Below are 26,935 nucleotides of genomic sequence, written 5' to 3'. Positions count from 1 at the left end.
CGACGTATACCCGAATGCTTTGATTCAGAACCTTTTATGAAGTGGATTTGCCGGAAACAGCAGCGGCTGAGTGTACGACAGATGCTGTTGTTTTCTGGAATTTTGCTTGCAGCCAAAGTCCTGAAGTTTTCATGGCATAGCCAAAACAAACGCCCAAAATCAATGATGGAATCACAAGTTGCCAGTGACCATTTGCTGCGAAAGTGGCGCAACAGCCAATAAAAGTTCCCGGAATAAAGCTCAGCCACTGACGCTTCGCCTGCACACACATCAAAAAAGAAACCAGCGCTGTAATCACATAGCCGAACACTTCAATCCCGATCCATTCAGAACCATGGATGATCATCATCGCCCAGGCCACGCCGCTTAAATTTGTTGCAAGGCTGAGTCCGACCCCTTTCAGGCCGTCTTGCGGCGAAGCAAAGTAGGTCGTACATCCCAGAAACCCAGCCCAACTCAACAGACCCAGTGAGACAGCGATCCACCCCCAAAGCCCTGAAAGAATACCGGTGGTAATGGCAATAGCAATCAATACTGACATGATGCGTCCTCAGTGTTTTTCAGCTCGGGTGCGCTACACCCGCAAAAAAGCAGTGTAAAGATTGTCTCTGAACATTTCACCGACACTGATCACACTTCTAATGCAATAAATGAAACATAGTGTTTTCATGAGTGAACAAGATCACTTCAAATATTGTCATCTTCCTGCGAAGTCTTGCCCAACACGGTTTTGACTGCTGACTTGTTGTGATAATTTATCAGCTTCATCAACGGACTAATCCAGCGGTTGTATTGGAGTGCCAAATGGGCCCATTAATGCTTGATGTATCAGGCTACGAGCTTGATGCAGAAGAACGCGAAATTCTGCAACACCCGACAGTCGGCGGAATCATTTTCTTCGCCCGCAACTATCACGACAAAGAGCAACTCTTCGCCCTGACCCAATCCATTCGTCAGGCAGCAAAACGTCCCATTTTGATTGCAGTTGATCAGGAAGGCGGTCGTGTACAGCGTTTCCGCGACGGATTTACCTTGCTCCCACCAGCGAAAGCATTCGCACAAACCCACAACGGATTGCAGCTTGCCAAAGATGGTGGATGGCTGATGGCCGCAGAATTGCTGTCGATGGATATCGATCTGAGTCTGGCGCCGGTCCTCGACATTGGTTTTGACTGTAAAGCCATTGGCGACCGCGCTTTTTCTGACCAGCCACAGATCATCGCTCAGTATGCGGGCGAGTTTATCCAGGGCATGAAATCTGCGGGCATGGCAGCCACGGGCAAGCATTTTCCGGGCCATGGGGGTGTCATTGCCGATTCGCATCATGAAACGCCGGTCGATGATCGCCAGACAGTCATGTCGCATGATATGACCGTGTTCCAATCCCTGATTGAACAAAATTTGCTGGATGCCATGATGCCTGCCCATGTCATCTATCCTGAATTTGATAACCAGCCAGCCAGTGGTTCCGAATACTGGTTAAAAAACGTGCTTCGCGAGCAGTTAAACTTCAAAGGCGTTGTGTTTTCTGATGACCTGAACATGAAAGGTGCAGATGTACTGGGCAGTTACGGTGAGCGAGCAAAAGCCTCACTTCAGGCTGGTTGCGATATGGTCATGCTGTGTAACAACCGTGCTGGTGCTATTGAAGCGCTGGAGGCGTTGCCACAAACGCAGGTGCCTGTCTTAAATGCACTGCTCAAGTCACCCGCATCACCGGATCAGTCCCTCACGCAGACTTCAGCCTGGAAAGCGTGTTCGGCAGCGATTCGCCAGTTACGCGATGAATGGCAAGAAAAATCACAGGCCTGATTTCAGGTTTCCCAGAGAAGCAATTGCCCGGCATCACCGGGCAATTGATCTGAGCATCGACTTAAGCATCAAACATCAGTGTGTTCAATGCTTTCACCGGAATTGGTTACAATCAACGTCGACAATAAACGGTTGAGTGTTTGAGAAACAATCTCCTGATTGAAGTTTTTATCCCCGCTTACCAACGAAAATTCAAATTCTCTGAACGTGAAAACGACTAAATTCGCATCCACTTCAGGCGAAGGGCTGCCAATCATTTCCGCAGTGGCTTTGATCAGGCTTAACACCTCTGCTTTATAGTCACTAATCCGCTGAATCAAGGCTTCTGACTGACCAAGCGAAAACAAAAAGTGACAGCGGATAATCAGTTGCTTCCGCCGGCTTTCATCTGTTAACTCAGTCAGAATATATTGCGTCAGTAAATCAGTCAGTTGCTGAACGCAGGCCCTCTATCGCTGCCTTCCCCAAGAGTCACGATAGGCTGAAGAATGTCATCGACCTGTTCCCGAATCCATTGAATCTGCTTCAATTCACGACGAGCAAATTCTTCAAAAGCACACAGAATCAAGTGATCCATGCTTTCAAAATAGTAACTGGTCAGTGATAACCGCACCTGGGCAGCATTCGCAATGCTGCGGTGTGACAAACTATTCAATCCAGTGCTCGCAATCAACGCGAGTGTCGCGTCGATGATTTTTTGTCGGGTCAGTTCTCCCTTTGTTGTTTTTCGAGAACTAGCTGCCATCTCGACTTATCCTTTATGTGTATAGAAAGTAAATGTTTGCATTCATGACAATAATATCGAAAACGTCTCGTTACATAAACAACACAAGCCATTTATCATTAAGATTTATATTTGTTCGATATAAATGTCTTACGATTACATCTCTAACACTATAGTTCAGTCGATCAGAACGGAACGCTTAGCAGGATGAGCTATTGAAGCGCTAAAGTCTCGAATAAGAAAGGTGTTGCACTCGGAAGATGTCCACAATACCTGATACCAATCAAAGTAAGCAAGTGATTAGAAATAGCGCAGGAAAAATGTTTGAGAACCAGACCGGTTTTTAGATAATTCGTGATTGTATAATCAAAAAATCTAACGCAGTGATCAAGCATTTGAACAAGCGAGGATGACCAGTGATTGACTGCGATTGGTATGATGATATTTCCGAAAACCATGCAACAAAAAAGGCACCCTCAGGTACCTTTTCTCGTGAAATCTCACACAATCAATCTTGGGCTGTTCGCCAACTCCCGAATGGGGTTTATTCAGCTTACAGTGATTTACTTGAGTAGTTGATATTTTTGCAGGTTTTCTTTTCCTTCAAAACAGTCACAAGCCCGCCGACAATAAATGCCATGACCAATAGTGTCTCAAACATCACTTTTCCCCAATCCGGATTATCATTCAGGCCAACTGGCCGGTTCATTCAGCGTCAGTTACAGCTAAAATCGACAGCAAACAGTGCTGTCCAACCCCCGGTCGGGTGAAGTTCAGTTAAAAACATACTGCGAAAAGGTGCTCAGTATCAGAAAGTTACTCAGTAAAATGCAGGAATCAGGTTTTTAACTCGACTTCTACCAATGATTAACCGTTGGCTTACTTTAGACCTGCGTATTTTGCTCTTTTTTTCAACAAAGTACCAGCACTATTTGCCTTATGATTCTTTGAAAGCAACATAAAAAAAACTAATAAAAAATACGGCCGGAATGGCCGTATTTTCTTCTAGGAACTAAGCCGGATCTGGATTACAACCAGCGTTTTTGACCAGTGAATGTCACTGACAACCAGGTATCCCCCAGCTCTCCCTGGAGTCTATCCCATAAAAGCTGACGGATTTTATCCTGGCGTTTCGTTGTCCAGTACCGGTCATCTTTCACCAGAATATTAACTTCCAGGTCATACTGACGCCCCGTCTTTGCAAAATGATGCGTGTAATCATCAAAACGGTATTGCTTGGATAGTTCTTCGATCACGCTGTCTACGCGTGACTGAACTTTATCCTGCGGTGCAACCAGCAGCACCTCTCGCAAATTACGACGGAGTACCTTAATCGGTAAGACCGACGCTGCAATGGCCATCGCTGAAACCAGAATCGGGTCGACATAAGCATTCCAGTGTGAATAACCGAATGCGTCGAACACCATCACCAGCATAAAGCCAACTAAAATTGCAGCACTCAAGATGCCATCGACCAACCATTCCTGAGAGTCAACCCGAACAAGTTCGGAGTCTTCCTTCCGGGCAATGTGGGTTTCCGTGAAATAGATACCAAAACAGCAAACAGTCGACAAAACTGCATAAACCATCGCATGTTCCAGCACAACTTCATGGCCACCGTTGACAATGGTTTGCACACCACTCGCCAGTGCAAACAAACAGGTTACCAAGATGAGCAAGCCATTGACGACATTGATCAAAGGTTCGATGTGGGCATAACCAAATTGGAATTGGTTATCATCCGGTCTTGAGACCAGGTAGGCGGTATACAGACTTAAGCCTGTCATACCCATACTCAGGAATGAGAACATACCGTCGAGCAGGATCGCGCTCGATCCAACATACAGTCCGTAACCAATACCCAGGGTGGCAAGGACAACTGTACCGGCAAGAGACATTTTCAGTGCCAGACGTTCCTTACTAACTTTACGGCAAGTCGCCATAAATTCCTCCTCATTTTCTTCATTGTGTTGATAGTGATGTCTGCGAATCATGAGTCAATCATGTCAGCATGACGGTTTGATGAATCTGTTCAGCCGCTGCGCTTCTGCGCTTATTCAAGCACTTCTGCCAGCCACTTCAAAAATGCAGGTTTACGTAAAGCTGTATTCAAAGCCGCTTGTTGCCGCCCTTTCCGGAAAATCAGAACGGTTGGCACCCCTCTCACCTGATACCGCTTTGCCAGAGCCGGATGCTGTTTCACATTCACTCTGACAAACCGATATTGCTTCTTTTGTTGGGCGACTTGATCAACCACAGGTTTAAATGCCTGACAGGGCGCACAGTTGTTCCCCCAAAAAATTGCAACAACAGGTTTGGGGCCTTGAATCAGTGCTGCAAAGTTGTGACTGTCACCTTCTACGGGTCTGCCATCTAAAACTGCTTTGGAACAATGCGGGCAAGACACAGTATTTGACAAAGAAGCGGGCTGCAAGGTCACTGCCTCTTGGCAGTGCGGGCAGCTTACAGTAAAACTCGGCATGTTTTTCCTAATTCTAAACCAGCTTTCCGGACTGCAGGAAGGCTTCCCGGAAAATATTTTTTGACCATGATACCACAACTTATGGAAACACAGGTAAAGCCCCTCTGCCGACCCGTGAACCTACTCAGAGTTGTGACAGCGTCACATTAAAAGTCAGTCCGCTGTAATTGCAACCTTTCAATATCGCTGAAAAAGGAAATGATTTTCGCCCGGCTCACACTGTACATAAATTCTGAACCATCACACAGGTGTGCATCTGCACTTTTAATCTCAGGCGACTTTAATTGCATGAACTCACAAGCTGCCTGGCGTTCACAAGCGATGTCCCGCTCTTGATTCAGGGTTTGCCAGTAGTCTGCGAAATGGTTTAAAGCCGTATGTAACTGCTGGTAGTTCTCTGAGGTCAATTCGGGTTTCAGGACGCTCAACTCTTGCTTCCGCTCCGACAAAAACACATCAAAACTATCGGCGTAGTTATCAGCAATCGTGTGATCATAACAACTTTGCTGCACATATCGCTCTTGCTGTGCATACAACCCAGGACTCTGAGAAGAGCAGGCAGCGCCTGCAAAACAGGCAATAAAGACAATCAGTGATAACTTCATTTTCACTCACTTCCAGCTGTAAAACACGGGTCACCCAGCCAGAGGCGAAACTAGGCCTGACTCAGCTTCCCGTACGACTATATGAGTATGAGTGAAATGTTTGGGCAGCTCTGATTCAATGTCTGGAATTTCTTAGCACTGAGACGAGTCGCCAGCGGTTATTCCTGAACGGCATTTCCGGATTCGATACGGACCGTATCCCCCACTTGGATCGTTCCTCCGGACAGAACAGTACAGCAAACGCCTCCCCGCCAGTCGGGTTTGAGTGCCTGCGTCATCCCTTGGAACTGCTCATCCATTCTGGGGCAAGGATCGGTTTCTCGCGTCACCTTTAATCGGAGCTGACCAATCTGAATCACATCCCCCACATTGGCTTGTGAAAAACGCGTTCCTTCAACCAGCAGGTTAGCGCGGCGAATTGTCCAGGGTAAAGATTCACCGACTTCCTGACAGGCATCTGTCCAGGCATCCAGACTCAGCACAGTCACCTGGCGTTTGCCCGGTTTGCCCCGAAAATCACCTTCCACACCTTTTTCTGGCGAAACATTCACAAATTGCAATTCTTCCATAACAGCACGTGACGCTTTTCGTCTTGCTATTCCCATCAGCTTCATCCAAATATCTCCCTTAAGCTATTTAAAAACCAGCATAACTCACTGGTTAATTTGCCACTGTACCGAATTCTTTACTCAGTTCACCGCCTTTCGCCAAAGCAAGTTTTAACACTTTGATTACAATTAGAGGTGTTCACCAAACCAAGAATTTACAAATGCATACTATGCAACGTTGGCATGATGCTATCAACCATTGTTCATTTGCTGCTCAACAATTCAAGCAGCTCAGAAGGAGCTTGATATGAATGTTCAAGCCTTAAGCATGCACCGCTTTCTGGACTATCAGGGACAAGCTGTTGCGTCCCTGCCAGAATGGGCAACCCTGGAAACCCTGCAAGGATTTTACCGGGATATGGTGCTGACAAGGGTTTACGATAACAAAGCGGTCGCACTCCAGCGCACAGGGAAACTGGGGACTTACCCTTCTCATCTGGGGTCAGAAGCCATTGGGATTGCCGTCGGCCGTTCGCTTCGCAAAGACGACGTCTTTATCCCTTACTACCGGGATATGCCAGCGATGTGGGCACGCGGGATCGCGATGGAAAAGAATCTTCAGTACTGGGGAGGTGATGAACGCGGCAGTGATTTTACACTGGATGATCAGCACTGCCACGATCTGCCCTTCTGTGTGCCGATTGCAACCCAATGCACGCATGCTGTCGGTGTCGCCGCTGCACTGAAAATTCAGGGTGGACATCATGCTGCACTGGTGACCTGTGGCGACGGTGCAACCTCGAAAGGTGATTTTCTCGAATCCATTAACTGCGCCGGTGCGTGGAATATTCCGCTGGTCTTTGTTATCAACAATAACCAATGGGCAATCTCTGTTCCCCGGAAATTGCAATGTGGTGCTGAATATTTGTCGGAGAAAGCCAAAGGTGCCGGTATTCCCGGTATTGCTGTGGATGGAAACGACATTATTGCCATGTATGACGTCCTGATGAAAAGTCTGGATCGTGCCCGGAAAGGCAAAGGCGCAACCTTAATTGAAGCCATCAGCTACCGCTTGGGCGATCACACTACAGCGGATGACGCCAGCCGTTACCGGAGCGAAGATGAACTCCAGCAAGCCTGGCAATACGAGCCGGTAAAACGCTTGAAAGCTTATCTGATGTCACAAAATGCCTGGTCAGATGAAGAAGAGAAAGCCTGGCTGGCGCAATGCCGTGAAACGGTCGAACAGGCGGTGAAACGCTATCTGGACATTGCACCACAACCACCGGAAACCGCATTCGACTATCTGTATGAACAACCTACGGAAGAGGTTCGGGCGCAACGGGATGCACTCATTGAAAAAGCAATGCGGATGCAAGGAGGCCACCATGGCTGAGATGACAATGCTGGAAGCCGTAAATCTGGCCCTGCATCATGAAATGGAAAGCGATCCCAATGTGGTCGTTCTGGGCGAAGATGTCGGTGATAATGGCGGGGTTTTCCGGGCAACGGTTGGCCTGAAACAAAAATTTGGGCTGAAACGCGTCATAGATACACCACTGGCAGAAGCGCTCATCGGCGGGGTCACTGTCGGAATGGCCAGCCAGGGATTACGCCCTGTCGCTGAGTTTCAGTTTCAGGGCTTTGTCTTCCCGGCGATGGAACATTTGATCTGCCATGCCGCACGCTGGCGAAACAGAACCCGGGGACGCCTCACCTGCCCTGCTGTGTTTCGTGCGCCTTTTGGTGGTGGAATTCATGCGCCGGAGCACCACTCAGAAAGCATTGAGGCGATGTTTGCCCACACGGCTGGTCTGAAAGTGGTGATCCCGTCTTCTCCCAAACGCGCTTATGGATTATTACTGGCGGCCATCCGCAGTAATGATCCCGTCATGTTCTTCGAGCCAAAGCGTATCTACCGGACCGTAAAATCAGATGTGATTGATAATGGTGAAGCCCTGCCTCTGGATACCTGCTTTACCTTGCGTAAAGGTCGCGATCTGACTTTGGTCACCTGGGGCGCCTGTGTCGTTGAGTCCCTTCAGGCTGTGAATGAACTGTCCAAAATGGGAATCGAAGCCGAAGTGATTGATCTGGCCTCGATCAAGCCAATTGATATGAGCACGATTATTGCCTCACTGGAAAAAACCGGCCGGTTGCTGGTTGTCCATGAAGCCAGTAAAACCTGCGGTGTTGGCGCCGAACTGCTGGCTCAGGTGTCTGAAAAAGCGATGTGTTTACTGAAAGCACCACCAATCCGCGTAACGGGTTACGACACGGTGATGCCTTATTACCGCAATGAAGACTATTTCATGATTCAAAAAGACGACATTGTCATTGCGGCTAAACAACTAGTGGAGGGGTGGAAATGAAACCTTTTACCTTGCCTGATCTCGGCGAAGGACTCGCAGAATCAGAAATTATCGAATGGCACGTTCAGGTGGGTGATACCGTCGAAGTCGATCAGGTTGTGCTGACCGTGGAAACGGCCAAAGCGACTGTGGAAGTACCCGCCCCTATAGCGGTACCATTAAAAGTCGCCATGGTGAAGCGGGTGATGTGATTTCCATCGGCAGTCTGTTACTTGAAATCGATGAAACCAACGCAACAGACGGTCCGGATGAAAACGTCGAAAAAGAGAAAAATAAACAACGTGCCGATGCTGCGACAGTCGTGGGCAATGTTTCTCACGCACAGCAAGTCAGTGCGGATGAATTCTGGATTGGCAGTCAGGTAAAACCGTCCGCTGAACAAATCAGTGCTTTGCCGGCAGCGCGCATGCTGGCCCAAAAGCTGGGGGTCAACCTGAAAAAAATCACAGGCTCTGGTCCGAGCGGCATCATTATCGAAGCAGATGTATATCGCGCCTGCGATCAGCAATTGCCGGGCACGGAAGTGCTGAAAGGTGCCCGTCGCACCATGGTCGGCAGTATGACGGAATCCCATCAGCAGGTGGCTGCTGTCACGATAACCGAAGAAGCATTGCTCGACAAATGGGCAAAAGATGAAGATATCACTTCCCGTCTGATTCAGGCGGTCGTCAGTGCCTGTGAACAAGAGCCAGCCCTGAATGCCTGGTTTGATGCGGAAACCATGACCCGCTGTGTTCACCACAAGGTCAATATCGGTATCGCGGTCGACAGCCCGCATGGTTTATATGTCCCGGTCCTGAGAGATGCTGCAAGTTTAAATCCCAAAGGCATTCGGCGCTGGATCAATGAAACCGCGGAAGGGATTCGGGCCAGAAAAATTGGCCGGGAAGAATTTCAGCATGCAACGATTACGCTTTCGAACTTCGGTGCCATTGCCGGACTTTACGCAACACCGGTCGTGACACCGCCTCAAGTGGCAATTGTCGGTGCAGGTCGTTTGGTCGATAAACTGATTCTGCAACACCACAAACCTGTGATGGTCAAAGCAATGCCACTCTCCGTTACCTTTGACCACAGAGCCTGTACCGGGGGTGAAGCGGCAAGGTTTGTGAAAGCGCTGGTGCAGCATTTATCGAAACCGCACGGCTAAAGTCACGCCCAGAATTTTCGGGGAATCGCAGAATGAAATCAGGCCAGCAAAGTGCTGGCCTGATTTTTTAGATGACTGCTGATGATTTATTCGTCTGAAGAGGATGCGGCAGGTTTTTTCTTCTTTGGGATGAAGACATTGTCTCCCACAGCCATATTTTCATAAAAGCGTTTATCCATTTTCTTCTTCGCTTTTGGCGCCGCTTTTTGCGAATCTTGCTTCGGTTTCACCGTCGCATTTTTCTTTGGCGTGAATTTCTTCTTCGGCGCTGGTTTCAGGCCTTTAAATTTCCCTTCCAGTCCTTCCAGTGCTGTGAAAGTGATTCGTTTTTGCAGGAATGCTTCAACATTTTTAAAGCTTTTCCAGTCTTTCGGACCCACCAGCGACACTGCGTCACCTTTGTTTCCGGCACGACCTGTCCGGCCAATCCGGTGAACATATTCTTCCGCATGCTTTGGCATGTCGAAGTTAATCACGTGGGACACTTTACTGATGTCCAGGCCGCGTGAGGCAACATCTGTTGTCACCAGAATTTTATGAACATTCCGTTCAAACTGGCTCATAATGCTGCTGCGCTGCGGTTGGGTCAGATTTCCGCTCAGTGCAATGGCTTTGAGCTTCCGCTCATTCAGTAAAGCTGTCAGACGGTCAGTATCCTCACGGGTCGCAGTAAAGATAATCACCTGATCGTAATCTTCCTGCGCCAGCAGACGATCCAAAATTGCCTGTTTATGGTCCAGATGATCACAAAGCACAAAGCGCTGCTCAATATCACCATGATCCTGTGCCGCATGTCCCACCGCAATCCGCTTTGGATCAATCAGCATTTCCGAAGCAATATCCAGCACTTCGGCATCATCCAGTGTGGCTGAGAACATCAGCGTCTGGCGACGACGGTGATCGGCGGCCTGATGAATTTTACGCAGCTGTGGTGCAAAGCCCAAATCCAGCATGCGGTCAGCTTCATCCAGAATCAGCATTTCAAGGCCATTGAGATGCGTACTGCGGTGCTCCAGATGATCCGCCAGACGGCCCGGCGTCGCCACTACAAACATCGGGTCTTTACGGAATGCTTTCACCTGATCGTTGAAGTTTTCTCCCCCGACAATCAAGGCGCTGTCATAGGGTGTACCTGCATTGAGCATCCGCAGATGTGCATAAACTTGTTTTGCCAGTTCGCGGGTTGGCGTCAGGATGACCACGCGTGGATCACGCTTTGTAAATGGCTTACCGCGATACATGCGTTGCATGGCAGGCAGCAGAAACGCCAGTGTTTTACCGGAACCGGTTTTCGAGGATGCCAGCAAATCCTTTCCAGCAATCGCCACAGGGATCGCTTGCTGCTGGATCTCTGTCGCCTGCTCAAAGGCCATGTGATTCAATTTTTTCAACAGTCGCTGGTCAAGACCAAGATCTTTAAAGTGCAAAGTATTGCTCCGGTAAAACGCTCTAACACAAAGAAAATCCCCGCTGCATACCTGTGATATGGCTCACAACGGGGATGAAATTTAGCGGCGGATTATACCATACTTCTCAGGCTTGACCACGACTTGATTTCAAGGGATTACACCCGGCCAAAGGCCTCAGAAAGCAATATCCAGCCCCAGCCAGTAACGACGTCCGTCTTCAATGTATTCGTGGTCCTCATAGGCCACTTCTTTGTCGAGAACGTTGTAGACCGCAGCCTTGAGTTTGGCCTGATCTGTGAGTTGATAACCGATTCCGAGATCCACAAAGGTATAGGCGGGTTCAACAATGGTTGAGCTGGACGGTGTGGTCACCGGATCATTTTCTTTGCCACGGTACGTCACTTTCAACCATTGATTCAGCTTTTCGGTCGCCTGCCAGTCTGTGCCCAGTGTCGCAACATGCACCGGCAACTGGTTCAGCGGACGCCCCTGATACTCACCGGATTTCTGCTCTGAGTCGGTGTAGGTATAGCTTGCATTGGCCTGCAGACTTTCGGTCAGATAAGTCGCATAACTCAGCTCTACACCCTGGGTTGTTGCTTCATTGATATTGACCTGATAGGTCGGATCCGCACCAAACTGGTTCGGCCCGTCCGTACAAATTGATGCAGGACAAGTCACCCGGGTAATTTTGTCTTCAAACTGGTTGTAGAACACCGTCAGACTGAACACCGTGTTCTCCAGAGATGAATAAATCATCGCAAGTTCGGTATTCACGGACGTTTCCGGCTTCAGATCCGGGTTACCGTAAATGTTTCCGCCCCGGCTGACCCGGCCCCAGTCCGGGGTAATATCACGCAGTGTCGGAGAACGATAGCCCGTAGATACACCGCCTTTAAAGGTCCAGTCGTCGGTTGCACGCCAGACACCATAGGCTCTCGGGCTGAAATGACTCCCGAAGTTTTCATCATCGTCAATCCGTCCGCCCAGAGTCAGCGAGAAGCTGTCGGTCAAGCGCCATTCATCTTCCAGGAACACTGCCCATTGCTGATTATTAATGTGAGTCCGGTCAGACACCTGGTTGGTGGTTTGATCATCCAGCTCTGCATAGTTGAATTCTGCCCCGGTCACCAGCAGGTGATTGCTGACCGGCACAACCCAGCTGGTTTTCGCCAGCGTATTCACTTCCTCAATCTGGCGGCTGTAGTTTTTATTGACCTCCCGCTGGATGTCCGTCGTGGATGTCGCAAACCCCCAGTTGCCCTGATGCGTCAGCGCTGCATATGTCCGGCGGTATTCATCTTCCGAATCTTCACAACCGCCACGGCAACCTTCAGTCGGCACTGATTTGCCCACGGTACCGATACGGTTTTGCTCAGAAGCACCCAGTTCCAGCGTCAGATCATGATTATCCGTCAGGCTGTACAGCAGTTTAGACGTCACACTGCGCAGATCTTTATCTTCGAATCCGTGAGGGATCTCATCTTCATCACGCTGCGTGACCTGACCATACAATTGCATCCCCAGCTTGTCGCTGCCCAGCGGACCATTCAAAAAGAAGTTGGCACTGTTCTGGTCGCCGGACTTGCGGTTTTCCTGATAGATTGTGTCGAGCTGAACATTACCAGACCAGGTTTGATCGAATTTTCGGGTAATGATGTTGATCACACCACCGATGGCATCTGAGCCATAAAGCGTTGACATCGGACCACGAATCACCTCAATCCGCTCAATCGCCTGCAATGGCGGCACCCAACCCTGTTCAATGCCGGAACTATCACTGTTCGGGCGCGTTTGGCGAGATGTCTGACGCTTACCGTCGACCAGAATCAGCGTATAGTTCGCACCCATGCCACGAATACTGATATCCGTTTTATCGCCCCCACCCGTGACAACAACCCCTGGTACATCACGCAGTGCATCGGTCAGATCCCGGTAATAGCGCTTTTCGAGATCGTCACGGGTAATCACACTGATACTGGCTGGCGCATCGGTTTGAACCTGCTCAAAACCCGACGCGGTGACCACCATGGTTTCTGTGTACTGATTCTGCGCTTGGGCCTGCGCTGAAGCACTGATTGCTGCCGCAACAGCCAGACTAACAGGCAGAAACACAGGGATACGGCTGGACATCAACATTCTCCTAAATGATAATAAATCTCAAAATCATCTGCATTCTATTGATTAGGGTGGAGAATATAAGCACCAAAGAGTGAATCATTCGTTCCATTTCCTGAACGAATGAGCCAGAGGAATCAGAAGCCATGCAAGATTTGGCCACCATTAAAGCGTTTCATGCCTTGTGCCAGCACCGAAGCCTGACGGCTGCCGCAGAAGCACTGAATCAACCTAAATCCACCTTCAGCCGTCGCATCAGCCAGTTGGAAGCTGAGCTCGGACAAACGCTAATTGCGCGTCAGGGCAATCGTTTACAACCCACCGCTGCCGGAAAAATCTTTTTTGATTTCAGTGAACGAATGCTGGCACTGGCCACACAAAGCAAAGAAGCATTACAGGCATTCAATGAGAATATTCACGGACGACTCAACATTGCCGTTCATACCAGCCTGGTTCGTGGATGGATGAGTGAAGTCCTGGATGATTTTCTCCATTGCTACCCCGATATTCATATCCGGTTACATGATCAATATTTGCCTGATCTGGAAAATCAGGTCGATCTGATCGTTTGGGTCGGAAAGCCGCCAAAAAATAACTTCCGACGCGAAGTGCTCGGATACTGGCAATATGGACTGTTTGCATCACCGGCTTATCTTGAGCTTGCCGGACAGCCTGAACACCCCAATGATCTGTTATCCCATGAGTGGGTGAATCTGAATCTGGTACATGAAGGCGGCCTGTCCCTGACCAACGGGAATCAGGTCGTGACTTTACCCGCGGCATCGTCCCGGCTCATCAGTGACAGTGTCGTGTTGCAGTCTGATACCATCGTAAAGGGGCATGGCATTGGTTTGCTGCCTACCTGGTTTGTGTCTCGCTACAATCAAGCCCATCCGGGAAATCTGGTGCCCTGCTTGCCACAATGGCGGGCAGAACCCGCCTGTGTGGCTTGTTATTATCCCTCCGGCAGGCCACCAGCCAAGCTTCAGGCATTGCTTGAAAAACTCAGGGCACATCGCCCGCCCCAATGGCAGACAACCGCTGATTGATAAGGCGCGAGTGAATTCGCTTCATATAAAAACCCCTTGGCTGACCAAGGGGTTTTACAGAAAAGACGGAAGAATGTCGTTTAGACATCAAGCGCCGATGACGCCACCATCTTCACGGGTAATCATCATGATCGTAGAACGGGGTTTGGTTGTGCCACCATATGGGAAGTGTGACGGTGCGCCTTCTTCACCCGGATGCTGAACACCAACAAACATGGTTTTATGATCAGGTGAAAACGCAAGTCCGGTAATTTCACACGCCACCGGGCCTGTCAGGAAACGGCGAATCTCGCCTGTCATCGGATCGCCACACAGCATCTGATTATTCCCTTGTCCGGCAAAATCCCCCTGATTCGAGTAGTTGCCGTCTGTCTGAATCCACAAACGTCCTGCGGTATCGAACCCGATCCCGTCCGGGCTGTTAAACATATTCTGAGCGTTGATGTTGTCACTGCCTGCATACAAATCGCCCTGATGCACCGTCGGGTTGCCCGCAACCAGATACAGATCCCAGACAAAGCTTGTGCTGGTGTGGTCACCATTCAGCGGCATCCAACGCAGAATCTGGCCGTAATGGTTTTTCTGACGCGGGTTCGGACCACCAACCGGCTGGCCTTCTTTGCCTCGGTTTTTGTTGTTGGTCAGCGTACAGAATACATGTTTGTTATCCGGATGCACCGCAACCCACTCCGGGCGATCCATGGTTGTTGCCCCCACCTGAGTTGCTGCACGACGGGCAAAGATGACCACTTCTGCCTGATCGTTGAAGCCATTGTCCGGCGTCAGGCCATTTTTCCCGAATGTCAGTTCAAGCCACTGACCCCGCCCTTTCAGGTCGCCCGTCATGTCGAACTTTGCAACATACAGCGTGCCTTCTTCCAGCAGTTTCCGGTTAGAGGCGTCGTTGCCTTTTTCATACCGATGTTTGGAAACGAACTTATACAAGTGCTCTCCCCGCTCATCGTCACCCAGATACACCACGGCATGACCATCACCGTTCAGTGTCAGTGCCGCATTCTCGTGCTTGAACCGGCCTAAAGCGGTTCGCTTCATCGGTGTAGACGACGGATCGTGCGGGTCGATCTCCACGATCCAGCCAAAGCGGTTGGCTTCATTGGGGTTTTTCAGAACATCAAAACGATCATCGTGCTGATGCCACTTGTAATCACTCGGTGAAGCAGAAATGCCATAACGTGCCTGATCAGCCGTGACGTCGCCCTTCTGGTTGCTGCCGAAGAAATCATCAAAGTTTTCTTCGCAGGTCAGATAGGTTCCCCACGGCGTCTGGCCGTTGGCGCAGTTGTTAAAGGTTCCTAACGGCTTGATCCCGGCAGGATCCGCTTTTGTTTTCATCAGATCATGACCGGCAGCAGGCCCGGTCAGCATCATTGGCGTATTGGCCGTAATACGGCGGTTCCGTTGTCCACTGCGATCAATCGCCCACTGCCCGTTTTTGCGAACCACTTCAACAATGGTGATCCCCACAGCAGCCTGCGCTTTACGTACATCGTCCGCAGTCATCTTCTCGCCCTGATGATCAAACAGATACTCGTAATTGGTGTACTCATTATTGATGGCCAGAACACCGCGATCTTCGCTGATCGGGAAGAAACTCATGCCATCTGTGTTATCTCCAAACTGGCGTTCCTGCGCTTTAGAGTCTTGCTTGCCACGCTGATCAAATTCGGGAGCACCTGTAAAAATCGGGTCGCCCCAGGACATCAGTGGCGTTGCTTTATAGCCTTTCGGAACCGTCACTGTGTCGGCGGTGGAAGCCGGCACGGCTTCAAAATTCAGCAAAGACGACGTTGGGGTTGCTGCGACTGCTTTTGCAACCGGATTGACCGCAAGAAATGCACCGGCACCAGCGGCAGCCGTTCCGGTCAGAAAACAACGGCGCGACAGTTTCCCCTCAATCATTTGAGTCAGTTGCGAATCCTGCTCATCACGCTTCCACATTGTATGCTCCTTTCTTATTGTTCATTGCTGTCTGTGTATTGACAGATGGATTGAATGAGGCGGGAGCATAATTTCATCCGGTGACACTTTGATGAAGCTAATATGTATGAACGATGAAAATCGTATAAAAAGCAGTGATTTAGTCTGATTGCACAAAAAAACCGCCCGAAAATCTCCGAGCGGTTTCTGTGATGGCCTGAAAAATGGTCAGAATCGCTGAGGCAATCAGACCAAAGCGGCCAATGCTTTGCTCACTTTCTCAATCCCTTCTTCCAGAATACTGTCTTCAATGGTCAGTGCAGGCAGAAAACGAATCACATTCCCTTTGACACCACAAGACAGCAGGATTACGCCTTCTTCACGGGCCTGAGCAACCAGAGATTTGGTCAAATCAGCCAGTGGCGCACCAGTTTGCGGATCCACGAACTCGACAGCAATCATTGCGCCCAGATTCCGGACATCACCAATCACTGGAAAGTCAGACTGAAGTGCCCGGAAATGTCGGGTCATCACTTCACCAATCTTTTGTGCTTTCTCACACAGTTGCTCTTCGTCGATAATGCTCAGCACTTCCAGACCAGCCACACAGCCCAAAGGCGAACCGGCATAGGTTCCGCCCAGGCCACCCGGACCCGCAGCATCCATGATGTCCGCCTTACCAACGACAGCGGAAATCGGGAACCCGCCAGCAATCCCTTTGGCCATGGTCATCAGATCCGGCTCAATGCCCAGATGCTCAGTCGCAAAGAGTTTACCTGTCCGTGCAAAACCAGTTTGAATTTCATCCGCAATCAGCAAAATGCCGTGTTGATCACACAGGGCACGTAATGCCTGCGCAAAAGCTGGTGGCGCCTGGTAAAAGCCTCCCTCTCCCTGTACGGGCTCAAAGATGATTGCGGCAACACGGGAAGGCTCGATATCACAGGCAAACAAGTCTTCAATGGCCTGCAGGCTGTCTTCAATACTGATCCCGTGGAATGCATTCGGATAAGGCGCGTGGTAAATCTCCCCCGGGAAAGGACCGAACCCGGCTTTATAAGGCGCGACCTTCCCGGTTAACCCCATGGTCAGATTTGTCCGGCCATGGAAGCCGCCTTTGAACGCAATCACACCGGTACGTTTGGTGTGGGCACGCGCAACTTTCATCGCGTTTTCAACCGCTTCAGCACCAGTGGTCAGAAAGACCGCTTTTTTCGCGCTTGGGCCCGGCGCACGTTCGGTCAGTTGCTCTGCCAGTTCAACAAACGAGGTATAAGGCGTGACCATCGCACACGTATGGGAAAAATTCTCCAGTTGCGATTTGACCGCTTCAACAATCCGCGGGTGCGAGTGACCGGTATTGTTCACCGCAATCCCCGAGCCAAAATCGATATACCGATTGCCTTCGATGTCCCAGATTTCAGCGTTCTTTGCTTTTTCAACATAGACAGGACTCAGATTCCCCATGCCTTGTGCAATCACCTGCTGTTTACGCGTTTGCCATGTTTGATTACTCATCATTCACCTTCCTTATGCCTGAATGCCGCCGAAGCAGAGATATTTAATGTCCATGTATTCATCGATGCCTTGCTTGGCACCTTCACGTCCGATCCCGGATTGTTTCACGCCGCCAAACGGCGCAACTTCCGTTGAAATCATGCCTTCGTTGATTCCAACCATGCCGTATTCCAGTGCTTCCGCAACTTTCCAGATCCGGTTGATGTTCTGGCTGTAGAAGTAAGACGCAAGACCGTAGATGGTATCGTTCGCCATCTGAATCAGTTCGTCGTCACTGCTGAAGCGAATCACAGGCGCGATCGGACCGAAAATTTCTTCCTGTACGATATCCATGTCATGGGTAACATTGGCTAAAATGGTCGGCTGAACGAACAGCCCCGCGAGCGGGTTGCCGCCCGTCACCAGAGTTGCGCCCTGCGCCACGGTATGATCCGCCAGATGCATGATTTTCTCTTTGGCGGATTCATCAATCACCGGGCCAATGGTGACCCCGTCTTCCAGTCCATCTCCCACTTTGAGCGCTTCAACAGCCGCTTTAAATTTCTCGATGAACAGGTCATACACGCCATCATGAACGTAGAAACGATTTGCACAGACACAGGTCTGGCCCGCATTCCGGAATTTCGATGCCACGGCACCTTTCACGGCCAGCTCGATATCCGCATCATCAAACACAATAAATGGCGCATTGCCGCCAAGTTCCATTGAGGTCCGTTTGATACTGTCCGCACACTGTTTCATCAGCAGGCTGCCGACCCGGGTTGAGCCGGTAAAAGATAGCTTGCGAATCACCGGACTATCGGTAAACACCTTGCCTACCAAGCTTGATGATTCATTCACAACGACCTGCAGCAAATCGCGTGGTACGCCAGCCTCGTAAGCCAGCTCGGCAACTGCATACGCACAAAGTGGTGTCTGATTTGCGGGTTTACAGATAAAACTACAGCCAGCGGCCAGTGCCGGGGCCGCTTTCCGGGTGATCATGGCAATCGGGAAGTTCCATGGCGTAATTGCACAGGTCACACCAATAGGCTGCTTCACCGTCACGATCCGTTTATCCGCTGTTGGTCCCGGAATACTGTCGCCATAAGTGCGTTTGGCTTCTTCCGCAAACCAGTCAATAAAACTGGCCCCGTAAGCCACTTCACCTTTGGCTTCTGCCAGCGGCTTGCCCTGCTCCAGCGTCATCAGTCGGCCAAGATCGTCCTGATTCTCCATCACCAGCGCATACCAGCGACGAAGAATCGCCGCGCGTGCTTTCGCACTGGCTTTTGCCCAGGATTTCTGCGCGATATTGGCGCGCTCAATGGCCGCAACAATCTCAGCCTCATTCTGGGTTGGAATATGGCACAGCACAGCACCGGTCGCAGGGTTGGTCACGGCCAGCGAAGTGTCAGACGGCTCGCATATAAAAGTGAGCAATTTTGGATTTTGAATTTGCTGCATAAGTAAACCTTGTGTTTTCTCTGGTTTGTCAGCATGTCTTGCTGGCAAGTGCTTGAGGGATTTGTTGTGTAATACAGTGAATATTGCCACCACCCAGCAGAATTTCTCTGGCGGGAATACCAATAATCTCGTAGTCCGGTAACGCCGCTTTCAGGATATCAATGGCCTGCTGGTCACGCGCTGAATCAAGTAAAGGCAGAAACACTTTTTGATTACACATCAGGAAGTTGGCATACGAGCCCCCTAAACGTTCCCCGGCTTCTCGCTTCATCCCTTCGGAAGCATCAATGCCTGCCGCTTCAGACTCACTCAGAAATAAGGGTCCGGGGATCAGAATTTTGTGTACTTTGATCACTCGTCCTTGAGCATCGGTTGAATTTTCGAGTACCGCCAGTGCCCGTCGTGAAATCTCGTATTGCGGATCATCCGGATCGTCACACCAGCTCAGCACCACTTCGGCCGGGGCAATCACGTGTAACAGATTATCGACATGGCCGTTTGTTTCATCATTAAACAATCCATCCGGCAACCAGATGATCTTTTGAACCGAGAGATATTCCGCCAGATAAGCTTCGATCTGAGCCTGGGTCAGATGCGGATTTCGTCCGGCAGATAACAGGCATTCTTTTGTGGTATACAGGGTGCCCTCCCCGTCGGTATGAATCGCGCCCCCTTCCAGCACAAAAGGTGCCCGGTAATGATCCAACGTCAATAGCTCACAGACCTGTGCAGCGACCCGGTCGTCGTCATCCCATGGCGCATAGAGTCCATCAACATCGCCCCCCCAGGCATTAAACTGCCAGCTGATCCCACGGCGCTCACCCGCATCATTGATCACAATCGTCGGACCAATGTCCCGCATCCAGGCATCGTTCAGAGGCATCTCAACAACGTTGATGTGCTCAGGCAACATCAGAGTCGCATTGAGAAACTGATTCGGACTTGCGGCAACGGACACAAGGGTATGTTGGCTGATGGCCTTCGCGACTTCAACAAAAGCGAGCTGCGCTGGCTTCGCATTCTCTCGCCAGTTATCGGGTCGATCCGGCCATGCCAGCCAAACCTGTTCCTGCGGGGCGAACTCCGCAGGGAAATAAAAACCGTGTTGTGATGGGGTGCCCTGTAATTCCATGGCCAACTTCCTTTCCTGTGCTTGTCAGAATTACTGACCGGTCAGTGAGTTGATTCGGCCATAAAGATCCGGACGACGATCCCGGAACAACCCCCAGCTGTAACGTGCTTTTGCAGTCGCTGCCAGATCAATGGTGGCGTAAATAATCGTTTCTTCATGACGATCCGCTTCCGCCAGCTTCTTCCCGGTGTGATCCGTGATGAATGACGAACCATAGAACGTCGTTTCAATGCCGTCGTCGGTTTCAACACCCGTCCTGTTGGCGGCAATCACGGGGACCAGATTCGCTGCGGAATGCCCCTGCATCGTCCGCTGCCAGTGATCCCGTGAATCCAGCGTCGGATCCTGTGGTTCCGAGCCAATCGCTGTCGGATAGAAAATCGCTTCCGCACCGGCCAGTGCCAGACAACGAGCCAGCTCAGGAAACCATTGATCCCAGCAGATCCCGACACCAAACGTCCCAAATTGGGTTTCCCACACCTTGAAGCCAGTATCACCAGGGCTGAAGTAAAACTTCTCGCTGTAACCCGGGCCATCCGGGATATGAGATTTACGGTAATTATCCAGAACCGTGCCATCGGCATCGATCATCACCAGCGAATTAAAAAAGCTGTTCCCGGCTTTTTCAAAATAACTGACAGGAATGACAACGTTATACTCGCGAGCCAGCTGACTCATCTGGCGAATCAGCGGGCTGCTGTCGGTTGCTTCCGCCAGATCAAAATACTGAGCGACCTGCTTTTTACAGAAATAAGGGGCGGCAAACAGTTCCTGCAAAACCACCACGTTAGCGCCATTTGATGCCGCTTCTTTCACGGCATCACCAATTTTCTTCAGGTTGTTTTCGATATCCCATGACATCGCAAGCTGCACAGACGCAAAAGTCACTGTCTTCGACATGGTTCTTTTCCTCTTCCGTTCCTTAGATCGCGAGCTTATCGCGGAGGTTATAGTAAGCGGCTCCAAGCGCGGTAAACGGCACCTGGAAATGGCGTCCGCCCGGGAAAGCGTAATGACGTAGAGACGCAAATGCATCAAAACGCTCTGCATGGCCGGTCAGTGCTTCTGCCAGCAATTTGCCGGCAAGATGTGTACAGGTCACACCATGGCCGCTGTATCCTTGCAGGTAATAAATATTGTCGGCAAAACTGCCAAACTGTGGCATGCGGGAGTAAGTCAGCAGGAAATTACCCGTCCAGGCATAATCCAGCTTCACGCCTTTCAACTGCGGGAAGACTTTCTCCATCTTCGGTCGAATCAGCTTTTCGACGTCTTCCGGATCACGGGCGCCATACACAACCCCACCGCCAAAGAGCATGCGGTTGTCTGCTGTGATGCGGAAATAATCCAACAGGTAATTGCAATCTTCCACACAGTAACGCTGAGGCAGGAGCTCATCACACATGGCGTCAGACAGCTGTTCTGTGGTCACCACCTGAGTACCACAAGGAATGGCTTTATTGCTGATGTTCGGTGCCAGTCCCCCCAGATAAGCATTGCCCGCCAGCACCAGATATTGCGCTTTCACTGAGCCCTGTGCCGTATGCGCGACAGGCTTCGCACCTTTCTCAATCCGGGTCACTGCAGACTGCTCAAAGATTTGTCCGCCCAGACCCAGAATGACTTCAGCTTCACCCAGAGCCAGTTTCAGCGGATGAATATGGCCGCCACGCATGTCCAGCAAACCACCTTCATAGACATCAGTACCGACCATGGTTTGCAGCTCGGTTTTGTCGAGCATGCGCAGGTCTTCATTGCCGTATCGTTCCCAGTTGGTTTTATGGTGTTTCAGGCCATCAAGTTGTTTCTGGTTCAGCGCGGTAAACAATCCGCCCTGCTTGTAATCACAGTCGATATTGTGGTCCTGAATCAGGCCACGGATAATATCGCCGCCTTCAAAAATCATGTTACACAGCGCATCCGCTGTTTTTTTGTCGTAGCGCTTTTCAATCACATCCACGTCTCGGCTGTAACTGTTCACAATCTGGCCGCCATTTCGGCCCGTTGCGCCAAATCCGACTTTTGCACTTTCCAGTACAACCACTTTGAAGCCCTTCTGAGCCAGATGCAGCGCGGATGACAGTCCGCTGAATCCCGCCCCGACAATACAGATGTCACACTCAATGTTGTCTGTCAGCGTTGGAAATTCGCGGGTAAAGTTCGCCGTTGAGGCGTAGTAAGAACCGGTATGATCAATCACAGTAAAACTCCTTTTAATACGAACCAAGACGAAGCCAGGTTGTTTTCACTTCCGTGAACTTCTCTAAGGCATGCAGTGATTTATCCCGACCATTACCGCTTTGCTTGAAGCCGCCAAACGGTACTGTCATATCACCTTCGTTGTAGTTGTTGATCCAGACGGATCCCGCCTGAAGCTGTCTGGCAACCCGGTGTGCGCGGTCCAGATCCGATGTCCAGAGGGCCGCGCCCAGGCCGTAAGGGGAATCATTGGCAATGGCAATGGCCTCTTCTTCCGTTTCGAATGGAATCACACAGAGAACAGGGCCAAAGATTTCTTCCCGGGCGACCGACATCTCATTCGTCACATTTCCCAGAACCACCGGGGAAACAAACGCCCCCTGACCGGCAACATCACCGCCGCACAGCACGCTGGCTCCTGCCGCTTCCCCCTGAGCAACATAATCGAGTACTTTGGCTTTATGCGCCTGATCAATCAGCGCACCCATAGATGAAGCCGGATCCAGCGGATCTTTGGGCGTAAACGCTGCTGACGCTGCGATCACTTTCTCGACAAAGGCGTCATGAATGCTCGCGTGAACCAACAGACGGGTTGCAGCGACGCAGACTTCCCCCTGATTGTAAAAACATCCTGCAGCGGTTTCGGCTGCCGCCTTGTCCAGATTTTTGTAATCCGCGAACACGATGTTGGCATTTTTGCCGCCCGCTTCAGCCCAGACACGCTTCATGTTCGATTCACCAGCGCAAATCATCAGCTGACGGGCAACACGGGTTGATCCGGTAAAAGTAATACAGTCGACATCAGGATGACGGGCCAGCGCATCCCCCACTTCATGCCCGAAGCCGGGTAACACCTGAAAAACACCGTCAGGAATCCCGGCCTGCTGCGCCAGCTTGCCCAGATGAATCGCGGTCAGCGGAGATTTTTCAGAAGGTTTCAGAATGACACTGTTCCCGGCCGCAAGCGCCGGGCCTAATTTCCAGCAGGCCAGCCAGAGCGGAAAATTCCAGGGAACAATTGCGGCGACAACGCCAATCGGCTGATGCGTGATATAGGCATGGACATTCACTTCCGTGGTTGCTACTTCGCCGTAGGTTTTATCAATGGCTTCAGCGTACCAGCGGATGGCAGCGGCCGCGCCGGGAATGTCCGTGCTGTAACTGTGGCTGATCGGTTTCCCGGTATCCAGTGTTTCCAGTAAAGCCAGTGTTTCACGTTCCTGATCAATCCGATCGGCGAATGCCATCAGGACTGCTTTGCGCTGTGCCGGGCTTTGATGCTGCCAGTCACCCCGTTCAAATGCACTTCGGGCCATTTCAACGGCAGCAGCGGCATCTTTTGCATCGCACCGGGCAACACTTGTAATGTGTTCATCGGTGGCCGGGTTGATGACCGGAAAAGTTTGGTCACTCAGGGCATTTTGGTACTGACCATTGATGAATGCCCTGCTTTCGATGTTGAGTTGTTCTTTCCGTGCTGTCCATTGCTGTTGAGTATACATACGCTGTCCTTTTGAGGTTCAGACGCGATCCCCGTCAGGACAGAAGCGCAAGGCTATTCCCTGTTGGTGATCAGAAACTCGCCGGTGTATGTGCGCTGATGATCCGGCAAATTTTGTCTGTTTTATTGGTAAACTTATGCGGGATACTGGTATCGAACAGGTAACTTTCACTTTCGCGGATAACATAAGTTTTATCACCCAGCGTCAGTTCAATTTCACCTTCAATAACGGTACCGCTCTCCTCACCTTCGTGTTTAATACTAATCAGACCGGTACTGGAATGAGGCTGATACAGCTCAATCAGAAATCCCATCTGTCTGTCTTTTCGGCCATCGCAGACCAGCTTCATCGAAACCTGCTCATTCCCCATTTCAATCAGTTGCTCAGGCCTGATCACCACGGGGCGACCGTCGGGTGTCTGGTCCTGTGTGAAAAATTCCGACAGGGACATGCCAAACACTTTCACAATTTTGTGCAGCGAGCTGACCGACGGGCTGACTTTGCTGTTTTCAATCGATGAAATTGCGCTGTGCGTGATATCTGCTCTTTCCGCCAGTTCACGCTGCGACAGTTTGTGCTCTTTTCTCAGCTGTGCGATTTTTTTACCAATTAACTCTGTTTCCATCTTTAAGGCTCCTTCGGTCAGAAGCCGATATCATAAACTGATCAAACAAAATCCGTGAAAAATGGTTCTTATCGGCTTGCCATTCTGGGTGCCACTGCACACCGATAAAGAATGGGTGGGCCTGTAAACTAAAGGCTTCAACCAATCCATCGGGGGCAACCGCTTCAATCGTCAGACTGGGCGCAAGTTGATTCACGCCCTGTCCGTGCAATGAATTCACCTGAATGTTATCCAGCGGTGCCAACCACTGTGCAAAGGTGCCGTTGTCCGAAATATTTACCGAATGGGCCGGCGCATACTTCAATGCCATATCATTCAGCGGGCTTTCGCGGTGATCCTGAAAGCCTTCGACTTCATGAACTTTCGGATGCAGGCTTCCGCCAAGCGCCACATTCATTTCCTGAAAACCACGGCAGATCCCCAGAATGGGTACTTCTAGCCGGATACAGAAATCAATCAGCGCAAAAGACAGTGCATCGCGTCCTTCATCTTTCTTCGCTTCTTCGTGCGTTGCGCCATAGCGATGCGGTGCAACATTAGAATGGCTGCCCGTCAGCAGCACGCCATCCACCAGGCTCAGTAACTGCTTCAGTTCAGCTTCTGTTGAACCGCCCGGCAGCAATACAGGGTTTGCACCAAACTGTTTGACTGCATTGAGATAGAACTCATTCACACTTTGAATGGCATACCCATCCAGTGATTTCTGACAACATACAACGCCAATCACGGGACCAGTCTGTGTTGCATTCATTCGCATATCTCCTGCAGTACGTGTTCGATTTATTGAACAAACCTAGCTTAGAGTACGAAGGAAAATCAACACACAATTTACATTATTGTTACTAAAATTTGATCAACGTTCGATATTTCGAACATTTTGCGCACAATTATTGCCATTTATCGTTTAACTGTTAAATATAAGTTACAGGATGTATCCACACGAGGTGTTTCGTGAATGAACGGATTTAAAACAGAAGTTAAAAATTTTAAACAAAAATGGCCCAAAGCGAAGTTTGTCGATCTGATTTTTACAGACATCAATGCAACGCCAAGAGGCAAACGTATTCCGATTGAAAGCATTGAAAAAGTAGAAAAAGGGGTTTACCTCCCGCTTTCTACGATTTCTCTGAGCATTGAAGGCAATGTGGTCGAAGAAGCAGGATTAGGGGAAGCCTTGGGCGAACCGGATCATATCTGCTACCCGATTCCGGGGACACTAACCCCCACCTTTAATCCCGAAGTCGCTCAAATCATGCTGACCATGATGGACGCAAAAAGTGAGCAGCCCATCGAGCTGTCGCCCAGAACCATGCTTGAAAATCTGATGAACCAGATTCGCAGCAAAGGCTGGTATCCCGTGATGGCGATTGAGCTAGAGTTTTACCTGCTTGATAAACAGCGTGATACTGAAGGCGGAATCCAGCCTCCGCTGAACCCGGTGCATCATGACCGTGAATATCGTTCAGATGTTTACAATGTCGAGAATCTGGATGACTACTCCGAATTCCTTCATGACTTGAACGATGCTGCAGTCAAACAAGGCTTAAATACTTCGGGGGCATTATCTGAATCTGCGCCCGGTCAGTTCGAAATCAACTTCAATCATCAGCAGGATGTCCTGAACGCCTGTGATCAGGTGATTCTGGCGAAACGACTGATTCGTCAGGTCGCACAGGCCCATGATTTTGATGTGACTTTCATGGCGAAACCATTTGCTGATGAGGCAGGGAACGGGAAACACATGCACCTGAGTGTGGTTGATCAGGCAGGCAGCAACCTTTTCACCGATGCTCAGGGTGAAGCCAGCTCTTTTTATTATCAGACACTGGCTGCCATGCTGGCGATGATGCCGGATTCCATGGCTTTACTCTGCCCGAACGTGAATGCCTATCGTCGCTTTTCCGCCTCCATGTATACACCGACTCATGCGAACTGGGGAGAAAACCATCGTGGTGTAGCCCTTCGGATTCCCATGAGTGACGCTCACAACCGACGAATCGAACATCGTATAGCCGGCGCGGATGTGAATCCGTACATCCTTGCGTCCGTCATTTTAGCGGGTGTACTTGCCAGCGAACATTTTTCTGAACAGCAATGCCCACCACAACTGGCCGACAATGCGGTAGAGTTACCTTTACGCATGCCGGACGCACTTATAAAGCTTGCATCAAGCGAGCTCATGTCGATGTACCTACCGCAAACATTTATCTCGCTTTATCTAGCATGCAAGCAGCGCGAACTGGCCGATTTTGAAAAGGCTGTCACCCCGCTGGAAATCGATTGGATGCTTCATTCAGCGTAACTGA

The 26,935-nt window shown here is 50.3% G+C and carries 23 protein-coding genes and 1 pseudogene; 6 read left to right on the top strand and 18 right to left on the bottom strand.

Annotation, left to right across the window (positions count from 1 at the left end; translation table 11 throughout):
* Positions 1-34: 34 nt before the first annotated feature.
* Entirely contained in the window at positions 35-541 is a 507-nt protein-coding gene (locus KDD30_RS19765; protein ID WP_211651684.1) for a DUF1097 domain-containing protein, read from the bottom strand.
* 263 nt (positions 542-804) lie between these two features.
* On the opposite strand from KDD30_RS19765, the gene nagZ reads away from it, so the two are divergent.
* Complete coding sequence (gene nagZ / locus KDD30_RS19760) at positions 805-1,812, top strand: beta-N-acetylhexosaminidase (RefSeq protein ID WP_211651683.1); 1,008 nt, start codon at positions 805-807, stop codon at positions 1,810-1,812.
* A 68-nt stretch (positions 1,813-1,880) separates the two neighbouring features.
* On the opposite strand, the gene KDD30_RS19755 is transcribed toward nagZ, so the two are convergent.
* The 6 genes from KDD30_RS19755 to KDD30_RS19730 form a co-directional block, all read right to left on the bottom strand.
* Positions 1,881-2,132, bottom strand: a complete 252-nt coding sequence (locus KDD30_RS19755) for a hypothetical protein (protein WP_211651682.1) — start codon at positions 2,130-2,132, stop codon at positions 1,881-1,883.
* Between the two features lie 107 nt (positions 2,133-2,239).
* Positions 2,240-2,557, bottom strand: coding sequence for a TetR/AcrR family transcriptional regulator (locus KDD30_RS19750; protein ID WP_211651681.1), 318 nt, complete (start codon positions 2,555-2,557; stop codon positions 2,240-2,242).
* A gap of 1,007 nt (positions 2,558-3,564) precedes the next feature.
* Positions 3,565-4,479, bottom strand: a complete 915-nt coding sequence (locus KDD30_RS19745; protein ID WP_211651680.1) for a cation diffusion facilitator family transporter — start codon at positions 4,477-4,479, stop codon at positions 3,565-3,567.
* A gap of 110 nt (positions 4,480-4,589) precedes the next feature.
* Positions 4,590-5,018 carry a thioredoxin domain-containing protein gene (locus KDD30_RS19740; protein ID WP_211651679.1) on the bottom strand — a complete coding sequence of 143 codons (429 nt, stop codon included), beginning with the start codon at positions 5,016-5,018 and terminating at the stop codon, positions 4,590-4,592.
* 146 nt (positions 5,019-5,164) lie between these two features.
* Entirely contained in the window at positions 5,165-5,623 is a 459-nt protein-coding gene (locus tag KDD30_RS19735) for a hypothetical protein (RefSeq protein WP_211651678.1), read from the bottom strand.
* Positions 5,624-5,781: 158 nt separating this feature from the next.
* Positions 5,782-6,192: an MOSC domain-containing protein gene (locus tag KDD30_RS19730; protein ID WP_249199432.1), complete on the bottom strand. Its 411-nt coding sequence runs from the start codon at positions 6,190-6,192 to the stop codon at positions 5,782-5,784.
* A gap of 286 nt (positions 6,193-6,478) precedes the next feature.
* Here KDD30_RS19730 and pdhA point away from each other — a divergent pair, with 286 nt between their 5' ends.
* The 3 genes and pseudogenes from pdhA (at position 6,479) to KDD30_RS19715 (ending at position 9,693) form a co-directional block, all read left to right on the top strand.
* The gene (gene pdhA, locus KDD30_RS19725; protein ID WP_211651676.1) at positions 6,479-7,567 is read left to right on the top strand and encodes a pyruvate dehydrogenase (acetyl-transferring) E1 component subunit alpha; all 1,089 of its coding nucleotides are present in this window, start codon (positions 6,479-6,481) and stop codon (positions 7,565-7,567) included.
* On the top strand, positions 7,560-8,543 hold the full coding sequence (locus KDD30_RS19720) for an alpha-ketoacid dehydrogenase subunit beta (protein WP_211651675.1): 984 nt from the start codon (positions 7,560-7,562) through the stop codon (positions 8,541-8,543). Before pdhA ends, KDD30_RS19720 begins: the two co-directional genes overlap by 8 nt.
* Positions 8,540-9,693 (top strand): annotated as a pseudogene (locus KDD30_RS19715) (dihydrolipoamide acetyltransferase family protein). Before KDD30_RS19720 ends, KDD30_RS19715 begins: the two are co-directional and overlap by 4 nt.
* An 86-nt stretch (positions 9,694-9,779) precedes the next feature.
* Here KDD30_RS19715 and KDD30_RS19710 read toward each other — a convergent pair.
* Positions 9,780-11,066 carry a DEAD/DEAH box helicase gene (locus KDD30_RS19710; RefSeq protein WP_211651897.1) on the bottom strand — a complete coding sequence of 429 codons (1,287 nt, stop codon included), beginning with the start codon at positions 11,064-11,066 and terminating at the stop codon, positions 9,780-9,782.
* Positions 11,067-11,276: 210 nt separating this feature from the next.
* Positions 11,277-13,235: a ligand-gated channel protein gene (locus KDD30_RS19705; protein WP_211651674.1), complete on the bottom strand. Its 1,959-nt coding sequence runs from the start codon at positions 13,233-13,235 to the stop codon at positions 11,277-11,279.
* Between the two features lie 131 nt (positions 13,236-13,366).
* Here KDD30_RS19705 and KDD30_RS19700 point away from each other — a divergent pair, with 131 nt between their 5' ends.
* Positions 13,367-14,269: a LysR family transcriptional regulator gene (locus tag KDD30_RS19700; RefSeq protein ID WP_211651673.1), complete on the top strand. Its 903-nt coding sequence runs from the start codon at positions 13,367-13,369 to the stop codon at positions 14,267-14,269.
* Between the two features lie 87 nt (positions 14,270-14,356).
* Here the strand turns inward: KDD30_RS19700 and KDD30_RS19695 are convergent, their stop codons facing one another.
* From KDD30_RS19695 to KDD30_RS19655, 9 genes are all read right to left on the bottom strand, one after another.
* Entirely contained in the window at positions 14,357-16,228 is a 1,872-nt protein-coding gene (locus KDD30_RS19695; protein ID WP_211651672.1) for a PhoX family phosphatase, read from the bottom strand.
* Positions 16,229-16,453: 225 nt separating this feature from the next.
* Entirely contained in the window at positions 16,454-17,725 is a 1,272-nt protein-coding gene (gene gabT / locus KDD30_RS19690; RefSeq protein ID WP_211651896.1) for a 4-aminobutyrate--2-oxoglutarate transaminase, read from the bottom strand.
* Between the two features lie 12 nt (positions 17,726-17,737).
* Positions 17,738-19,171 (bottom strand): NAD-dependent succinate-semialdehyde dehydrogenase, encoded by a 1,434-nt coding sequence (locus tag KDD30_RS19685; RefSeq protein ID WP_211651671.1) that lies wholly within the window; start codon positions 19,169-19,171, stop codon positions 17,738-17,740.
* Between the two features lie 28 nt (positions 19,172-19,199).
* Positions 19,200-20,303, bottom strand: coding sequence for an agmatine deiminase (gene aguA / locus KDD30_RS19680; RefSeq protein WP_211651670.1), 1,104 nt, complete (start codon positions 20,301-20,303; stop codon positions 19,200-19,202).
* A gap of 30 nt (positions 20,304-20,333) precedes the next feature.
* On the bottom strand, positions 20,334-21,203 hold the full coding sequence (gene aguB, locus KDD30_RS19675; protein ID WP_211651669.1) for an N-carbamoylputrescine amidase: 870 nt from the start codon (positions 21,201-21,203) through the stop codon (positions 20,334-20,336).
* A 22-nt stretch (positions 21,204-21,225) separates the two neighbouring features.
* Entirely contained in the window at positions 21,226-22,503 is a 1,278-nt protein-coding gene (locus tag KDD30_RS19670; protein WP_211651668.1) for an FAD-binding oxidoreductase, read from the bottom strand.
* Between the two features lie 13 nt (positions 22,504-22,516).
* Positions 22,517-24,004, bottom strand: a complete 1,488-nt coding sequence (locus tag KDD30_RS19665; protein WP_211651667.1) for an aldehyde dehydrogenase — start codon at positions 24,002-24,004, stop codon at positions 22,517-22,519.
* A gap of 70 nt (positions 24,005-24,074) precedes the next feature.
* Positions 24,075-24,629 (bottom strand): HTH-type transcriptional regulator PuuR, encoded by a 555-nt coding sequence (puuR, locus tag KDD30_RS19660; protein WP_211651666.1) that lies wholly within the window; start codon positions 24,627-24,629, stop codon positions 24,075-24,077.
* Positions 24,607-25,380, bottom strand: coding sequence for a gamma-glutamyl-gamma-aminobutyrate hydrolase family protein (locus KDD30_RS19655; protein WP_211651665.1), 774 nt, complete (start codon positions 25,378-25,380; stop codon positions 24,607-24,609). Before KDD30_RS19655 ends, puuR begins: the two co-directional genes overlap by 23 nt.
* A gap of 204 nt (positions 25,381-25,584) precedes the next feature.
* Here KDD30_RS19655 and KDD30_RS19650 point away from each other — a divergent pair, with 204 nt between their 5' ends.
* On the top strand, positions 25,585-26,931 hold the full coding sequence (locus KDD30_RS19650) for a glutamine synthetase family protein (protein WP_211651664.1): 1,347 nt from the start codon (positions 25,585-25,587) through the stop codon (positions 26,929-26,931).
* Positions 26,932-26,935 lie beyond the last annotated feature (4 nt).

This window comes from Photobacterium sp. GJ3 (assembly GCF_018199995.1).
Taxonomy (GTDB): domain Bacteria; phylum Pseudomonadota; class Gammaproteobacteria; order Enterobacterales; family Vibrionaceae; genus Photobacterium.
Note: the sequence above shows the minus strand (reverse complement) of the source record. Positions and strands in the feature narration are given on the sequence as shown.

Bases quoted from the DNA above. Each gene is read 5' to 3' on its own strand.
- KDD30_RS19765 (WP_211651684.1), bottom strand. From the start codon at position 541: ATGTCAGTATTGATTGCTATTGCCATTACCACCGGTATTCTTTCAGGG.
- nagZ (WP_211651683.1), top strand. From the start codon at position 805: ATGGGCCCATTAATGCTTGATGTATCAGGCTACGAGCTTGATGCAGAA.
- KDD30_RS19750 (WP_211651681.1), bottom strand. From the start codon at position 2,557: ATGGCAGCTAGTTCTCGAAAAACAACAAAGGGAGAACTGACCCGACAA.
- KDD30_RS19745 (WP_211651680.1), bottom strand. From the start codon at position 4,479: ATGGCGACTTGCCGTAAAGTTAGTAAGGAACGTCTGGCACTGAAAATG.
- KDD30_RS19740 (WP_211651679.1), bottom strand. From the start codon at position 5,018: ATGCCGAGTTTTACTGTAAGCTGCCCGCACTGCCAAGAGGCAGTGACC.
- KDD30_RS19735 (WP_211651678.1), bottom strand. From the start codon at position 5,623: ATGAAGTTATCACTGATTGTCTTTATTGCCTGTTTTGCAGGCGCTGCC.
- KDD30_RS19730 (WP_249199432.1), bottom strand. From the start codon at position 6,192: ATGGAAGAATTGCAATTTGTGAATGTTTCGCCAGAAAAAGGTGTGGAA.
- pdhA (WP_211651676.1), top strand. From the start codon at position 6,479: ATGAATGTTCAAGCCTTAAGCATGCACCGCTTTCTGGACTATCAGGGA.
- KDD30_RS19720 (WP_211651675.1), top strand. From the start codon at position 7,560: ATGGCTGAGATGACAATGCTGGAAGCCGTAAATCTGGCCCTGCATCAT.
- KDD30_RS19710 (WP_211651897.1), bottom strand. From the start codon at position 11,066: ATGGCCTTTGAGCAGGCGACAGAGATCCAGCAGCAAGCGATCCCTGTG.
- KDD30_RS19705 (WP_211651674.1), bottom strand. From the start codon at position 13,235: ATGTCCAGCCGTATCCCTGTGTTTCTGCCTGTTAGTCTGGCTGTTGCG.
- KDD30_RS19700 (WP_211651673.1), top strand. From the start codon at position 13,367: ATGCAAGATTTGGCCACCATTAAAGCGTTTCATGCCTTGTGCCAGCAC.
- KDD30_RS19695 (WP_211651672.1), bottom strand. From the start codon at position 16,228: ATGTGGAAGCGTGATGAGCAGGATTCGCAACTGACTCAAATGATTGAG.
- gabT (WP_211651896.1), bottom strand. From the start codon at position 17,725: ATGAGTAATCAAACATGGCAAACGCGTAAACAGCAGGTGATTGCACAA.
- KDD30_RS19685 (WP_211651671.1), bottom strand. From the start codon at position 19,171: ATGCAGCAAATTCAAAATCCAAAATTGCTCACTTTTATATGCGAGCCG.
- aguA (WP_211651670.1), bottom strand. From the start codon at position 20,303: ATGGAATTACAGGGCACCCCATCACAACACGGTTTTTATTTCCCTGCG.
- aguB (WP_211651669.1), bottom strand. From the start codon at position 21,203: ATGTCGAAGACAGTGACTTTTGCGTCTGTGCAGCTTGCGATGTCATGG.
- KDD30_RS19665 (WP_211651667.1), bottom strand. From the start codon at position 24,004: ATGTATACTCAACAGCAATGGACAGCACGGAAAGAACAACTCAACATC.
- puuR (WP_211651666.1), bottom strand. From the start codon at position 24,629: ATGGAAACAGAGTTAATTGGTAAAAAAATCGCACAGCTGAGAAAAGAG.
- KDD30_RS19655 (WP_211651665.1), bottom strand. From the start codon at position 25,380: ATGAATGCAACACAGACTGGTCCCGTGATTGGCGTTGTATGTTGTCAG.
- KDD30_RS19650 (WP_211651664.1), top strand. From the start codon at position 25,585: ATGAACGGATTTAAAACAGAAGTTAAAAATTTTAAACAAAAATGGCCC.